The sequence below is a fragment of the Bradyrhizobium liaoningense genome (assembly GCF_018130785.1).
GTDB classification, from domain to species: Bacteria; Pseudomonadota; Alphaproteobacteria; order Rhizobiales; family Xanthobacteraceae; genus Bradyrhizobium; species Bradyrhizobium liaoningense_A.
This window is the reverse complement of the sequence record NZ_JAFCJT010000014.1, coordinates 98,598-112,945: the sequence shown is the minus strand read 5'-3', so window position 1 is coordinate 112,945 and position 14,348 is coordinate 98,598. Positions and strand designations below refer to the sequence as shown.

Sequence of the window (14,348 nt, the reverse complement as noted above, 5' to 3'; positions counted from 1 at the left end):
GATCATGCTGATGCCGCCCATTCGGTTCCCTATCCTGCCGCAGATCGGGACGCCACTTCACGCGGCCCTCCGGTCCTGCGCGGGACCGCTCGGTCTCGTATTCGCGTATAGCTGCAGCTACAACCTGCTCCTGTTTGCGCCCTCGATCTATCTTCTTCAGATCTACGACCGGGTGTTGTCGAGCCGGAGCGGCGACACCTTGCTCCTGCTCACGCTGATTGTCGCGATCACGGTGGTCGTCGGCGGGGTGTTCGATGCATTGCGGCGCGCCGTCCTGGGACGCCTTGGCGCCTGGCTCGACGACCGCCTTCGTCCTTGCGTGCTTTCGGCCGGCCTCGAATCGGCGCTTCGCAGCGATTGGACGCAAGCGTCGGGCGCATATCGGGATCTCACCGTGCTGCGCCAGTTCGTCGAGTCCGGCGCATGTCCGATGCTGTTCGACGCGCTCTGGGCGCCCTTGTTCCTCCTTGTCCTGTTTCTGATCCATCCCCTGCTTGGCGTGGTGGGCGCCTGCTGCATCGGCTTCCTGTTCGCGCTCACGGTTGCCGGAGAGCTGGTCACGGAAGACGTTCTGCTCAGATCCGGCGCCGCACTGTCCAGGAGCTGCGGCCGCCTCCAGACCGCAGCGAGCAACATCCACATGATCCGCGCCATGGGAATGTTCGATAGCGCTGCGCGCATGATCCACCGTGACGCGCAGCACGCCCGCAGAGAGCACGATGTGGCACTCCGGCGAGGCGAGATCGTCTCGCTGGCCACCAAGCCGGTTCGCGCGCTGTCGCAGGTCTTGATCATGGGGGCTGCTGCATGGCTCGTCCTCGATCACGGGAAGAGTCCGGCCATCATCTTTGCTGCCACGCTGATGTTCGGCCGGGCGCTCGCGCCGGTCGAAAGTGCGGTCGCAGGCTGGAAATCGCTCGTGACGGCCGTGAGCGCCTGTCAGCGGCTCGGCGCTCTCCTCGCCGCGTTCCCCGTCGCCCGGCAGCAGAGCGCGGAGGTTTCTCCGCTGCAGGCGCCAAGCGGCCTCGTCGTCGACAATGTCGACGTCAGGCTTGCGGGGACCAACCATCTTCTGCTGAACGGTGTCTCGTTCAGCCTCATGCCCGGAGAATGCCTTGGCATTATCGGTCCGTCCGGGTCAGGCAAGTCCTTGCTCGGGCAGGTGATCGCCGGGCTGTCGATGCCAACGCATGGCCGTGTCCTCCTCGACAATACCGACGTCTCGCTGCTGCGCGAGGGCCGAAACGGCGACCGCCTCGGATATCTCCCCCAGGACATCAACCTGCTCGGCGACACCATCAACGACATCATCGCACGCCTTGAAGATGCCGACCGGCAGAAGGTCGTCGAAGCGGCCAAGCTCGTCGGTATCCATGGGGCGATCACGCGCCTGCCGCTGGGGTACGACACGGTGGTTCAGAGTGAAGCGACCTTCTCGCGCGGGTATCGGCAGCGCCTCGGCCTTGCCCGCGCCTTTTTCGGCAGTCCACGCCTCGTCGTTCTCGACGAACCCAACGCCAGCCTCGACTACGGGGGCGAGCGAATGCTCCTGGATGCCATCGAGCACATGAAGCTCGCCGGCGTCATCCTTGTCGTCGTCACTCACCGGATGGGTCTCCTCGCCGCCACGGACAAGATTGCCATCATGGAGGGCGGTGCGGTCGCCGCGTTCGGCGACAGCGAGGACATCTTTGAACGGCACCTGAGCCGACCCCAGGTTACTTCGCAGATTGCGCCATGACCTGGAACTCTCTCACCATCTGGAAGCATCCCGCCGTCTCGAGACTTCCCATGATCTGGGACCAGCTCATGCGAGCGCCGGCGAGCCCCCCGCCGGCCCGGCGATCGGGCGTCGTGGTGACCGCTATCGACGATTTCGAGCCTCTGGAATTTCCATGGTGCTCGACGCCCACGCCGACCTCTCCGCGCGGAAGGCTTCGCGGCATCACCGTCGCGGGCAATCTGCTGGTGCTCTGCTTCATGCTGGGGCTTGGGACATGGGCGAGCCTCGCGCCGCTCGAGAGCGCCGCGATCGCGGCCGGCGTCGTGGAATCGGAATCGAGCCGCAAGACGATCCAGCATCTGGAAGGCGGTATCGTCAGCAAGATCCTTGTTTCGGATGGCGACATCGTGCGAAGCGGCCAAACGCTGGTCGCGCTGGAGGACACCCGGGCGAGCTCGGAGGTGCAAAGCCTTCAAAGCCAATTTTGGGACGCAGCTGCCCGTGCCGCACGGCTTCAAGCCGAGCAGCAGAGATTCGAGAAGATCGCGATCCCGGACACGCTGGAACAGGACAGCAAGCAGAGCGGAGTGGCCGCCGCTGCGGTGTCGGCGCAGCAGTTCATTTTCCAGGCACGCCTGCAGGTTCACGAGTCGCAGCTTGCGGTCATTCGCGAGCGAAGGCGTCAAGTCGAGAAGGAGATCGAAGGTCTCAAGGCTCAGGAAACCGCCACCGGGCAGCGGGTCGACATCGTTCGGGAGGAACTGGATATGGTCGCGACCCTCGTGAACAAGGGACTCGAGCGGCGGCCGCGGCTTCTGAACCTGCAGCGGGAGCTGGCCGACGTCGAGGGCCGCCGCGGCGAGATCGTCGCGCAGATTTCCCGCGCCGGCCAGGTCATCAGCGAACAGCAGGCCACATTGTTCAAGCTCGAGAGCGAGAGGCAGAACGAGATCGCACAGTCGCTTCGTGAAGCGCAGAACCAGATATTCCAGCTCCGCGAGCGGTTGCTTGCGGCCAGGGATCAGCTATCGCGAACGGAGATCAAGGCGCCCGAGGACGGCGTGATAACCGATCTGCGGATTCATACGGCCGGCGGCGTCATCGGAGCGGGCGCTCCGCTCATGGACCTGGTGCCCCGGCAAGACCGCCTGATCGTGACCGCGCGCCTGAGGCCCGAGGACATCGATGTGGTTCATCCCGGCCTCAATGCCGAGGTTCACCTCGTACCGTACAATCAGCGCCGCGTGCCTCGCCTGAAGGGAACCGTCGTACACGTATCCGCAGACCGCCTCCTCGACAAGCGGACCGACCAGCCATACTACGCGACCAAGATCCGGATCGACGATGCGCAGTTCGTCGCGAACGACATCCAGATCGTCCCCGGCATGCCGGTTCAGGTGTTCATCACGACAGGGCGCGGTACCGTGGCTCTCTACGCACTCAGGCCCCTGCTCGACAGCTTCCGTGGAGCATTCAAAGAGGATTAGGTCTCCGGCATCGGAGCCACGCCAGGGTCGTGCTCGCGACTCGGCGCGGGCAACCGGCCGCGCCAGCGGAGGACGGCTTCCGTGCGATTGTGCGCAGCACATTTCCTCATGATATGCTGGATGTGCATTTTGACGGTGCTTTCCGAGAGGTTCAATTTGGCGGCGATCAGCTTGTTGGGCAGGCCGAGCTCCAATTCCGCCAGGACCTGTTGCTCACGAGGCGTAAGATCGGTCACGCTCCTCTCGATCGCCGCTCTGGCTCCCTCATTCATCAGATATGCGGGCGCAGGTCCGCGCACATCCGGCGGCTCGAAGTCCGGTATCCTGATCATCCCGGTCACGGGCAACGGCCTGTAGACACCGCCGACAAGAACAAGGCGCAGGCCGGCTATGACGATCTCGATCGGTAGCGAGGTGGAAAGAAAGCCGCGCACGCCCCGCTGCATCGCGGCCTGCACGGTCGGCTCGTCGTCAAGGTTTGACAGGACTGCAACGGCGGCGTTGGGACAGCACTCCGCAACGAAGCCGAGATCGTCCTCAACCGAGGGATCGCCGATGGGCTTGTCGGCGATACTCAGCACCACCAGACGAACATCGCGGGCTGACATGCAGTCCAGGCCTTGGACCGTTGCCATGTCAAGGATCTCAAGTTCGTCCAATTCCCGCCTGAGGACGTTCAGAATGCATGTGCGAGGCAACAGGAGCGGCTCGATGATCACCAGAACCGGCAAGTGCAGCGAGCCATTGAGTCGTTTCGAGGTGTTGGTTATGTCGTGCATGATTTCCTCGAGATGAAAAGAACTTCCGCGATATTCCCATTCCGTATTGCGTCTCCCCTGCCGCTGCATTCAACCTGAATGCATCATCACGAGAGCGGCGCAGTGCCGTCGTTAGTGCCATATCCACTGCGGGATCACCTGGCGCCTGGGTGGAAATTCTTTCCGCTCAAATCATTTGGACGCGCACCACGCCGTGGCGCAGTCGACGCATTCCCTCAATTGCAGATATTTCGATACGCGGTTGACGCCGCCGACCCTGATTTGCCGTCGACGACATATGCTTCATCCTCCTTCACGAGATACAGAAACAGCCTCTCTCCAGTCTCGCCGCCTGACGCGCTTCTTCCTTTCACGCGCCCGCAAATCGTATCCACGCGGCGTCCAAGCATGTTCTTTCGCATTGCGCGCTTCACGTCGCTGAATTCCGCCATTTCCAGCTCCCCCATCTGCGTCGCGATCGCAACCTTCGCCTTGTCCAGAGCAGGGTCCGACATTTCCGCGGGCCGTTCGGGTGCCGGGACGCTGATGCTCGTCTGGGGAGGCGCCGCCTTGGCAAGGTCGGTCGATCCGCGTTTCTTCGGAGGTGATGTCTTCGAAGATGACGTCTTGGGGGATGATGTCTTGGGAGATGATGACTTGCCGGGCCTTGCCGGCGTTGCGGAACTCGATCTGACAGCCGCAGGCTCTTGCGCCAACGCCGTCGGCATTGGCTGCGCGGGTTGGGCGACAGCGACCCTGTCGAAACAGGGGCGTGACACGCACCCGAGGAAATACCCTCGGGAAGGCGCGAACCAGCCAAAGCCGATCAGCACTCCTGCCAGCACTCCGACAAAAAGCAGTCCCATCCGATTCCCCTCCTCGGGAGCTCGGCTCGCACTTGTAACTAGGACTAATTCCGCGCTGGTGACCTATCTGTTGCGCAAAAGCGTTAAACGCCCATTAAGCGAACGCGGTTGTCCAGCACGTGCCTCCAGACCCATGCCGAGATTACCGCGAAGAGCCCGGAAACGGCCCGAACGACGCGGAACGAAAGCAGTCGGATCGGGCCAAAACGCAGGAAGATCAACGAAGCTGACCAATATTCCGCCGCTCATAACGGTCTGGCTCCAGCCTAGGCTCGCTTCGCGAGCTTCGGCCAGGCAAGCCCGTGCCACACTAGAAGCGCTGAGCGAAGCGTGCGGGCGGTATCCGCGTCCGCTCAACGATCATAGCTCGCCGAAGAAGCTCACGCCCATCCAGTCCCGACAGGCCGCGGCCGGCGGCCCGGCGCCCAGCAAAATACTGAGTTTTGCCAACGCGACCTCGCGCGTCACGCCGCCCCCTCCGATCGAAGATTTGCCGATGGCTCGCGCGCGCGTGATTCAATCTTTCCGCACGTAGCGCCAGAGCAGGTCGGCGATCGCGGCGCGGCGCCGGGCTTTTGCCTTTGGCGAGGACATGTCGGAGGCGAATTGCGCCTCGAAGGTGTGACGGTTGGCGACCGCGAAGAAGCTCAGCGCATTCAGCGTCATGTGCAGCTCGATCGGATCGATGCCGGGCCGGATCGCGCCGCCGGCCTCGCCGCGCTCCAGCACCTTGGCAATCTGGCTGATGCTCGGCTGCGTCATCTGCTTGAGCCTGCGGCTGCTGGCCATGTGCCGTCCGCGATGGATGTTCTCGATGCTGACGAGACGGACGAATTGCGGATGGGCCTGGTGGAAATCGCAAGTGAATTCGGCTAGCCGGCGGATCGCGGCCTCCGGCTCCAGCGCCTCGAGATGCAGGTCCTCCTCGGCGGCGCGCATCTCGGCATAGGCCATCTCCAGCACCGCGGTGAACAGTTCTTCCTTGGAGTTGAAGTAGTAGAAGATCAGCCGCTTGGTGATGTTGGCGCGGGCGGCGATGGCGTCGGTGTTGCCGCCGGACAAGCCGTTCTCGGCGAACTCCTCGAACGCGATGTCGAGGATCTCCTGCCGTGTCCGCTGGCGATCGCGCCGCTTGATCGGTGCGGGCTTCGCCGCCCGCGCCGGCTGCTTCTTCACACTTGCCATCTCGCAGTTCGGTCCTTCGCTTCGGCCGCCGGCTCCCTCGCCACCCATCCATAGGGCAATCGAGGCGGCTTGACATCAATTATCCCACTGGATAATTATCAATTAATCGGTTGGATAATTAAGAGGCAAGGGGACACATGCGCTTGATCGGCGACCGCCGCTCCAGCTCCGACCAACGGAATGCATGAGATGACGAGAATCAGGATTGGCGTGATCGGCGCGGGATTGATCGGGCGCAAGCATTTGCGCAAGCTGGCCGAGCACGGCGATTACGAGCTCGCCGGCATCGCCGACATCAATACCGAGCAGGTCGCGGCCGAGCAGCCCGGCGTGCGCGTTTCCGCCGATTACCGGAAGCTGCTCGACGAGGCGCGGCCCGAGGCCGTGATCATCGCATCGCCCAATCAGCTCCACGCCGAGAACGGCGTCGAATGCGCGAGGCGCGGCATCCACATCCTGATCGAGAAGCCGGTCACGGACACGTTGCAGACGGCCGCCGATCTGATCGCGGAAGTCCGCAAGTCCGGCGTCAAATCGCTGGTCGGGCATCACCGACGCCATCATACGCAGGTGAAGACGTTGAAGGCGCTGCTTGGCGAGGGCCGTATCGGCGATGTCGTCGGCGTCTCGGCGATCTGGGCCACGCACAAGCCGGCGGGCTATTTCAAGACGGCGCCCTGGCGCTCGCAGGCCGGTGGCGGGCCGATCCTGATCAATCTGATCCACGAGATCGATTTCCTGCGCTTTGCGGTCGGCGAGATCGTCGCCGTGGAGGCCATCGCAGCGAACCGGCAGCGCGGCTTCGCGGTCGAGGATACCGCCGCCGCGCTGCTCGAGTTCGAGAACGGCGCGCTCGGCACGTTTTTCCTCAGCGACTGCGCGGTGAGCCCGTGGACGATGGAGCAGGGCCTTGGCGAGGCGCCGGAGTTTCCGTTCAGCGGACAGAGCAGCTACCGCGTGATGGGCCGCCGCGGCGCGATCGAGTTTCCGAGCCTCGATCAATGGACGCAAGGAAACGGCGCGCAGGACTGGAACAAGCCGATCCAAGCGCAGGCCAACCACGCGGCGTCGATCGATCCTTACGTTGCGCAGCTCGATCATTTCCGCGATGTGGTCCGGGGCGTGGCGCCGTCGCTGCAACCGGTCGAGGACGGCGCGCGAAGCCTGCTGGTGACGCTCGCGATCGCAGAAGCTGCGACGGCGCGACGGCGCATCGACCTGCGCGAGCGCTACGCGGCGCTCGGGCAAGGTGAGCGGGGAACGACCTAGTCGGACGGAGACGCCCGGCAGGTCGCCGACCGCGTGATCTTCATGGCCGAGGGACGGATCGTCGAGGAGGCGGAGCCGGAAATCTTTTTCAGGGGTCCGCAACATGAGCGCACGAAAAAAATTCCTCGGCGAAATTCTGCCGCATCACTGAAGCTGTGCCGGCGGACCGGTGTCCACCCTTCGGACGCCTCAATCCTCCACCCGATACAGCCTCCACCGCTCCGGCACGCCCTTGAGCTGGTGCACACCGTGATCCCTGAAGCTGATCGTCGATTGTGCCTTCAGCAGATCCTTGACCGCGCTCGAGACCAAGACTTCGCCGGCCCGCGCTTTCGCGGCGACGCGGGTGCCGATGTGGAAGGCGAGACCGACCATTTCGCCCCCGCTGATCGTGTACTCGCCCGCATGCAGGCCGACCCTGATCTCGAGCCCCAGCGTGCGCACGGCCTTCTGGATCGCGGTCGCGCAGCTGATCCCGGCCGCCGGCGCCTTGAACGTCGCCAGCACGCCGTCGCCCGTTGTCACGACTTCCCTTCCGCGCGAGCTCTTCAGCTCCTTGCGGACGGCTGCGTAATAATGGCTCATCACCTTGGTCCAGCGCGCATCGCCGAGCTTCGCGGCCTTGGCGGTCGAGCCGACGATATCGACGATCAGGATGGTGGCAAGCGCCCGCTTGAGATCGGTGCCGCGCTCGGCGGGACGGCGCCGGAGCGCGATAGCTCCGGCCAGCGGCTCATAGCGATGGCTGCGGCGACGCGCGATCGCGGCCTTTGCGTAATCCTGGGCACGCAGCGCCGTGCCGCACCGAACCGTCTTCTCCTGCGGCGAGCGCGTCCAGTAGACCTTGCGCCCGGCACCGGTGCCTTGGACCTCCACGGCGCCCCACTTCAGGAAAACCGCCGAGCCGACGCGCCTGACACACCACGCCTTCGACGTGTATCCCGATACGTTCGACTGAAGGATTCCGATGCGAAGGAATTTTGGCATGAACGCGCGGCCAGTCGACGGAACGTTTGGGCGGACCTGCGACCAACGTATTCGCACATTCCTGCATTGGCAACAGGGCTCCTCGCACCCTACGCTCCCCTGCGAGCCTCCTGCTTGCCGATCGAGCAGCGCCACGCCGCGAGACGTTCGGCTGGATGCTGCGCCATCCATTCGGCGAGCTGCGGCGCTCCCATCAGACAGGACTGCATCGTCACGTCAGCGAAATCCGAGGTCGTGACGATCTGCTCGCGGCAATCTGTCGGCGACGCGAGGCTGCAGAGCACGGCAATGATCTTGATCATGTCACGAGAGCTCCTTCGACGTGCTCGGGCTCTGCGTCGCCGCCCGAGTGGTCGACCGCGGCTCGACGGGCCACTCGCCGTCGGGAACGGCCGGCGGAAACACGGCGTCATAGATGGCGCGTGCTTCCCGGATCAGCCGCTCGCGCTCGCGCTCGGCCCTTGTGACCAGTCGAACAACTTCGCCCATATCGGCTCCACGGGATGGCAAGAGAGGAAACTGACGATCCTGGTTGGGCGACTGGCTCGCCGCGCAACCCTCAATCACGGGTACGATTCGTATCGCGCGCCGGCCGAACGCGCCGATGACCTCGCCGCATCGACGCTGGATGCCCTCTCGGCGCGCCGCTGATAGTCATTGGCCAGCATCTCGAGACGGGCCGCGACCGCGGTGTCCGTCATGGTCCGGGCCGCGCGCAGCAGGCTCTGCGCCGTCTCGAGATATTCCTTTCCTCGTCGTGACATCTGCATGGTCATAGGCGCCTCGCGCGGTTTTCCGGAAACATGTCGACAACCGACGGAAATCGACCCAACCAGTCGCGCTCATCCTGCCGGCGCGCCGCCAAACGTTCGACGCACTTTTTCGAGCAAAGGGGCTTTCGCCAAGAGTAGTAGCGGACCAGGCCAAACTTGCCGTCGCACGCGGCACAGCGAGCGGTTCGACTTCCAGAAACTTGGGAACAGTTTGGCATTGTCGTCTCCTCTTGTGGTCGCGTCCGATGTGTCGATCACCTTTTCTGTTGCATCGAGCCAGCCGCATCGACTGTCCTCGACCAAATCTTGCGGCATCAATCGCAACGCCGCCAGTGAAGCCAACCTAGGCGTCCTGCGCGAACATATCTTTCAACAACGCGTCCGATATTGCCCATAAGCACGACTTGTGTCGCGTGCAGGCGATGCATCCCGGCAATTGTGCGTTTTGCGCGATCGCCCGATTCCGGAACAGGATCGACGTCATAGCGGCGCCCGCATGCACCGTTAATCACGGCACATCCAAGCCATGACGGGCGGCGACGCCGTCGTCGTTCGGGGACTGCCGGTGTTTGCAGGACGACGGCAAGCTGGCCGTGGCCGCCACGCGGTGCAATCGGCGGCGCGGGTCATCGACAATCTTGCGCCAGCGAGATTCCAACCGGCCGCGCGACCGCGACCACCGACCTCAACCGTGAAACGCAAACAGCTCGATCGGATCGCTGAAGCCGCGCACCTCGTATTTGCCGACGTGCTCGAGCTCGAACTCCCGCTCGACCAGGTCAGCGAAGGCGCGCGAGAGCAGCACCGGTCGTCCCAGCTGCTTGGTCAGGGCTTCGAGACGGGAGGCCATATTGACGGCGGGACCGATGACGGTGAAGTCGAGCCGGCTGGACGATCCAATATTGCCGTACATTACGTCGCCGACGTGGACGCCGATGCCGTAGTTCAGCGGCGCGCGGCCGGTGCCGTTGTTCCGTTCGTTCAGCGCGGCCATGGCCTGCCGGGCCTCGGTCACGGCATGCAGCAGGTTCGCGCAGGCGTTGGGCCCGCTGAGCGGGAAAATGGCGAGCAGGCCGTCGCCGATGAATTTCAGGATTTCGCCGCCGTGCCGCGCGATCGGCTCCGACATCGCGTCGAAATAGTCGTTGAGGAGATCGATGACATCGTCGCGCGGCCAGTTGTCCGAGATCTTCGTGAAGTCACGGAGGTCGCAGATCATGATCGCGGCACGCACCGTCGTGCCGGTGCCGCGCCGCGTGGCCCCGGCCAGGATGAGCTCGCCGGCATGGGAGCCGACATAGGTCTCGAGCAGCGTTCGCGCCAGGCGGTTCTTGACGCGGATCTCGCTGACCAGCGCCAGCACCGGCAACAAGTTCTTGAGCGCAACAAGATGCGCGTCGTCGAAGCCGCCGGGGCGATCGGTCGCGAAGGTGACGAGATGACGCTTGCCAAGTGTGTGGTGGAGCGGCCAGGCGACGTAGTCGGTCAGACCTTTCGCGCGCATCTCGTCATAGACCGCGTGCCTGCGGCCGAGCGACGGATCGCCCTCGAGGTTCTCGCGGAGTTCGCTCGCACCGTCCAGCATTTCGCTGACAGGGCTGCCGATGAACTCGGATCGCTCGAGCACGTCGAAGTCGACGCGCGAGATCTTCGCCTCGCGCATGCCATCCAACCACATGAAGGCGGCGCCGAGCCATTGCGGATGCTGGATCCGGACGTGCATCGTCGACCGCTTGAGTGGAATGCCCGCCTGCTGGAGGCGGATGCACATCTCGGCAAAGATGTTGTCGATGAAGCGCTCGTCGCGCGTGCCGTTGGTCAGCCAGTCGACGACGCCGTCGGATAGCGTGGTGCGGCGATTTTGGTCTGGCGCGGTCATATCCTGCCCTCGGCGGCGGTCTGCATTTGCGCAGATATAGTGCGCCGGCCGGGCCCCGCCAACCTAGCCAGTTGCACGGATTGTGCGCAAAGGCCGATCAAGGTCGTCGCCACTGGCCGGCCCGACACAGCGGGCACAGCCATTGCTGAATGTGGTTCAGTATCGCATGCGCGGGCGAACGTCTTATCCGATCGCACGATGATGTCCAGATAGGTCGCATTCCCCGCTCTGGTGCCCTACCCGGAGCACCACCAATTGGCAGGTCGGAGCACCTTCATCGCACGGCTGAAGCCATCTCACTTCTCCGGGCGCGGGAAAGCTCTGCGCAGTTGACGATTCCAGGCGGGGCCATGACGAAGAAGGACACCAACCGATGCGCTTGCCGATCATCCCACCCAACAAGCTGACACCAGAGCAAGCCACTCTGGCGGCCGACATGAAAGAAGAGATCGCCCAGAAGTACCAGGGCTTCGTCAACATCCGCGAGGATGGCGCCCTGATGGGTCCCTGGAATCCCTGGCTGCACGAGCCGAAATTCGGCACGCCTATCTGGGATCTCGCCAAGGCCATGGCCGTCAATCCGTCCGTGCCGGCCGCGGTCCGGGAGATCGCGATCCTGGTGACCGGCACGCATTTCAAGGCACCCTACGAACTCTATGCGCATGTCCGCATGGCGGAGCGGCGGGGACTGTCCGACGAGAAGCTCGCGACGATAGTGTCGGGCCAGCGTCCTGTGGATCTGACGCGGCAGGAGGCGGTCGCCTACGACTTCGCATCCGCGCTGATCTCCGGCGGCATCCTGCCGGAGCTGACCTACAAGGCGGCCGTCGAGCAGTTCGGCAGGCAAGGCGCCGCCGAGCTGTCCTATTTCATCGGCTTCTACTGCATGGTGTCGGTGACGCTGAACACGTTCGACGTGCCGGTTCCGGAGAGTTGAGCGCGCATCTCGAGAGATCAACGAAGATCCGGCCGGCGCTCGCCGGCCCGATCTTTGCTGCTTCAATCGGCGATCACGGCCACGATCTCGAGCTCGACCAGGAAGGCGGGATTCGCAAGTGCAGTGACGCCGATCAGCGTGCTCGGCGAGGGCCGCTCGCGGCTCCAGGGAAACGGAAACAGCTCGTCCCGGATGCAGCGCTGCACGAACGCCGGTACGTCCACCGTATAGGTACGCCGGAACACGACGTCATCCCATGTCGCACCGGCGGCGCTTAACTGGACGGTCAACGCATCGAGGATCGCAATGAACTGGGACCTGATGTCTCCGACATGGAGCGGCTTCGCTTCCTTGTCGGTCGGTACCTGGCCCGCGATGTAGATCAGCTTTGATGGCGCGGTGACGGTGAGGACACGGGTAAAGGCCGGGCTTATGGAAAGACCCTGAGGGTTGATGTATTGCTTCGGCATTTCGAACCTACTTTCGCGCCTACAGCTCGGCCGCGACGTCGATGACGATCTTGACGTTGGCGCCGCCCCTGACGGCGTCGTGCGCGGCCATCGCCGTGTCGAGCGTGAACCGGCGGGGATCGACGATCGGGCGTATCTTGCCGGCATCCGCCAGCTTGGCGATCTCGCGCAGGATCGCGCCGTGACGGGCGCGGCGTTCGCCGCTGAGCATCGGATAGAGCACGTAGACGGCGCTGATGACGGCGCAACGCAGTGATGAGGTCAATAGATTATGCGATTCAAACGCAGCACAGCTCGTAATGTGACCGTAGTGGCGTACGGCGCCGAGCGAGGCTTCGAGCGTGCTGCCGCCGACGGTGTCGTAGATGACATCAAAGCCCTTCCCGCCGGTGTATTTCTCAACATATTGCTCGGCGCTCATGCGCGTGTAGTCGATCGGCGTTGCGCCGAGCCCGCGGACGAGATCCTGCTTATGGGCCTGGGTCGTTGCGTAGACATCGGCACCGAACGCTCTGGCGAGCTGGATCACGACATGACCCACACCTCCGGAACCGCCCTGAACCAGCACCTTGTGCTCCGGCTGCACGTGGGCCCGGTCAACCAGCCCTTCCCATGCGGTGAGCGCGACCAGCGGCAGCGCCGCGGCCTCGCGCATGGTGAGATTGACGGGCTTCTTCGCCATCAGCGTGGCATCGACCGTCATGAATTCCGCGAGCGAGCCCGGCAATCCGCGCACGCCGCCGGCAAGACCATAGACCTCGTCGCCGACCGCAAATCCCTCTACCCCGGGACCCACGTCGGTGACGATTCCGGCAGCATCGGTGCCGAGCACGGCTGGCAGCTTCGGCATCGCGTACGGCGCCTGGCCCGTGCGGATCAGGCCATCGACCGGATTGACCCCACTGGCGTGAACGCGGATCCGCAATTCGCCTTCCCCGGGAGATCGCGATTCTATATCCGCCTCGCGAAAGCGGGCGTTCTGATAGGTGTCGATAATGAGTGCGCGCATGTTGGCGTTTCCCAGATGAGATCGTCGTCAAGTGATCGCCACCTATCTGGACGCAGTCGCGCCGTCCGATAAGATCATCCAACCTGCACTCGATGCTGAAGCAGATTCACCAATGATCGAGAACAGCGAGCTGTCGGAACTGGCCGCCTTCGCGGCGGTGGCGGCCCATCGCAGCTTCCGCAAGGCCGCGCTAGAGCGGGGCACGTCGGCCTCTGCGATGAGCCACGCGGTGCGTAGCCTGGAGGATCGCGTCGGTGTGCGCCTGATCCATCGCACCACGCGCAACGTCTCGCTGACCGATGCAGGTCAGACGCTGTTCGCGCGCCTCGGCCCGGCACTGACGGACATCGGCGTTGCCGTCGACGAATTGAATTCGTGGCGCAATACGCCGTTCGGCACCGTCCGGCTCAACGTGCCCAACACGATCGCGCCGTTCGTGCTCGGCGATGCGATCGAAACGCTGCTGAAAGCCAATCCGGGCCTCCGGCTTGAGATCGCAGCGACGGACCGCCGCGTCGACATCGTCGAGGAAGGTTTTGATGCGGGTATCCGCCTCGGCGAACGGCTCGCGCAGGACATGATCGCGGTGCGCATCCGCTCCAACTTGCGTTTCACCGTGGTCGGTGCCCCCGCCTATTTCGAAAAACGGCCGGCTCCAGCAACGCCTCAGGAGCTGCAAGATCACGTCTGCATCCGCTACGCATTTCCGAGCGGAACGGTGCTGCACTGGGTGTTCGAGCAGAACGGCGAGACGATCGAGATGCCGGTAGACGGCCCGCTCACCGTCGATAGCCAGGAGCTGATGGTCGACGCCGCAGCACGCGGCCTCGGCCTTGCCTATGTCTGGGAGCACCGCGCCGCATCCGCTCTTCGCGAGGGAAAGCTGCTGAAGTGCCTGCAGGACTGGTGCCCGGTCGACGAGGATCTGTTCCTGTATTTCCCCAGCCGCGCGCATCAGACCGCAGGCCTGCGCGCCGTGATCGACGCGCTGAAGGCATGACGAGA

16 protein-coding genes and 1 pseudogene are annotated in these 14,348 nt (G+C 64.0%); 6 read left to right on the top strand and 11 right to left on the bottom strand.

The annotated features are described in order from the left end of the window. The first annotated feature begins 4 nt into the window (after window positions 1–4). Together JQ627_RS25200 and JQ627_RS25195 are read left to right on the top strand one after the other, a co-directional pair. Window positions 5–1,741 (top strand): type I secretion system permease/ATPase, encoded by a 1,737-nt coding sequence (locus tag JQ627_RS25200; protein ID WP_212486789.1) that lies wholly within the window; start codon window positions 5–7, stop codon window positions 1,739–1,741. Then, window positions 1,738–3,210, top strand: a complete 1,473-nt coding sequence (locus tag JQ627_RS25195; protein WP_212486788.1) for an HlyD family type I secretion periplasmic adaptor subunit — start codon at window positions 1,738–1,740, stop codon at window positions 3,208–3,210. The genes JQ627_RS25200 and JQ627_RS25195 overlap by 4 nt, the downstream gene beginning before the upstream one ends. On the opposite strand, the gene JQ627_RS25190 is transcribed toward JQ627_RS25195, so the two are convergent. The 3 genes from JQ627_RS25190 to JQ627_RS25180 form a co-directional block, all read right to left on the bottom strand. Beyond that, window positions 3,207–3,989 carry a response regulator transcription factor gene (locus JQ627_RS25190; RefSeq protein WP_212486787.1) on the bottom strand — a complete coding sequence of 261 codons (783 nt, stop codon included), beginning with the start codon at window positions 3,987–3,989 and terminating at the stop codon, window positions 3,207–3,209. The two genes, JQ627_RS25195 and JQ627_RS25190, sit on opposite strands and share 4 nt — an antisense overlap. Before the next feature lie 215 nt (window positions 3,990–4,204). Beyond that, window positions 4,205–4,834: a hypothetical protein gene (locus JQ627_RS39160; RefSeq protein ID WP_249143345.1), complete on the bottom strand. Its 630-nt coding sequence runs from the start codon at window positions 4,832–4,834 to the stop codon at window positions 4,205–4,207. A 516-nt stretch (window positions 4,835–5,350) separates the two neighbouring features. Beyond that, window positions 5,351–6,019 carry a TetR/AcrR family transcriptional regulator gene (locus JQ627_RS25180; RefSeq protein WP_212486786.1) on the bottom strand — a complete coding sequence of 223 codons (669 nt, stop codon included), beginning with the start codon at window positions 6,017–6,019 and terminating at the stop codon, window positions 5,351–5,353. Between the two features lie 189 nt (window positions 6,020–6,208). On the opposite strand from JQ627_RS25180, the gene JQ627_RS25175 reads away from it, so the two are divergent. Both JQ627_RS25175 and glnQ read left to right on the top strand, forming a co-directional pair. Then, on the top strand, window positions 6,209–7,288 hold the full coding sequence (locus JQ627_RS25175) for a Gfo/Idh/MocA family protein (protein WP_212486785.1): 1,080 nt from the start codon (window positions 6,209–6,211) through the stop codon (window positions 7,286–7,288). Window positions 7,289–7,294: 6 nt separating this feature from the next. Further along, window positions 7,295–7,439 (top strand): annotated as a pseudogene (gene glnQ / locus JQ627_RS25170) (glutamine ABC transporter ATP-binding protein GlnQ); the annotation flags it as partial. 38 nt (window positions 7,440–7,477) lie between these two features. Here glnQ and JQ627_RS25165 read toward each other — a convergent pair. From JQ627_RS25165 to JQ627_RS25140, 6 genes are all read right to left on the bottom strand, one after another. Next, a complete protein-coding gene (locus JQ627_RS25165) occupies window positions 7,478–8,275 on the bottom strand; it encodes an adenylate/guanylate cyclase domain-containing protein (RefSeq protein WP_212486784.1) in 798 nt (265 codons plus the stop codon). 89 nt (window positions 8,276–8,364) lie between these two features. Then, entirely contained in the window at window positions 8,365–8,577 is a 213-nt protein-coding gene (locus tag JQ627_RS25160) for a hypothetical protein (RefSeq protein ID WP_028158981.1), read from the bottom strand. A 1-nt stretch (window position 8,578) separates the two neighbouring features. After that, window positions 8,579–8,764, bottom strand: a complete 186-nt coding sequence (locus tag JQ627_RS25155; RefSeq protein ID WP_212486844.1) for a hypothetical protein — start codon at window positions 8,762–8,764, stop codon at window positions 8,579–8,581. 74 nt (window positions 8,765–8,838) lie between these two features. After that, window positions 8,839–9,051 (bottom strand): hypothetical protein, encoded by a 213-nt coding sequence (locus JQ627_RS25150; RefSeq protein ID WP_212486783.1) that lies wholly within the window; start codon window positions 9,049–9,051, stop codon window positions 8,839–8,841. A 66-nt stretch (window positions 9,052–9,117) separates the two neighbouring features. Then, window positions 9,118–9,390 carry a hypothetical protein gene (locus JQ627_RS25145; RefSeq protein WP_212486782.1) on the bottom strand — a complete coding sequence of 91 codons (273 nt, stop codon included), beginning with the start codon at window positions 9,388–9,390 and terminating at the stop codon, window positions 9,118–9,120. Between the two features lie 343 nt (window positions 9,391–9,733). Beyond that, a complete protein-coding gene (locus tag JQ627_RS25140; protein WP_212486781.1) occupies window positions 9,734–10,927 on the bottom strand; it encodes an adenylate/guanylate cyclase domain-containing protein in 1,194 nt (397 codons plus the stop codon). Between the two features lie 373 nt (window positions 10,928–11,300). Here JQ627_RS25140 and JQ627_RS25135 point away from each other — a divergent pair, with 373 nt between their 5' ends. Then, window positions 11,301–11,864, top strand: a complete 564-nt coding sequence (locus JQ627_RS25135; protein WP_212486780.1) for a carboxymuconolactone decarboxylase family protein — start codon at window positions 11,301–11,303, stop codon at window positions 11,862–11,864. A gap of 62 nt (window positions 11,865–11,926) precedes the next feature. Here JQ627_RS25135 and JQ627_RS25130 read toward each other — a convergent pair whose 3' ends face one another. Beyond that, complete coding sequence (locus JQ627_RS25130) at window positions 11,927–12,334, bottom strand: RidA family protein (RefSeq protein ID WP_212486779.1); 408 nt, start codon at window positions 12,332–12,334, stop codon at window positions 11,927–11,929. A 19-nt stretch (window positions 12,335–12,353) separates the two neighbouring features. Then, window positions 12,354–13,343, bottom strand: a complete 990-nt coding sequence (locus JQ627_RS25125) for a zinc-dependent alcohol dehydrogenase family protein (protein ID WP_212486778.1) — start codon at window positions 13,341–13,343, stop codon at window positions 12,354–12,356. Between the two features lie 115 nt (window positions 13,344–13,458). Between JQ627_RS25125 and JQ627_RS25120 the strand changes: the two genes are divergently transcribed. After that, on the top strand, window positions 13,459–14,343 hold the full coding sequence (locus JQ627_RS25120) for a LysR family transcriptional regulator (protein ID WP_212486839.1): 885 nt from the start codon (window positions 13,459–13,461) through the stop codon (window positions 14,341–14,343). Window positions 14,344–14,348 lie beyond the last annotated feature (5 nt).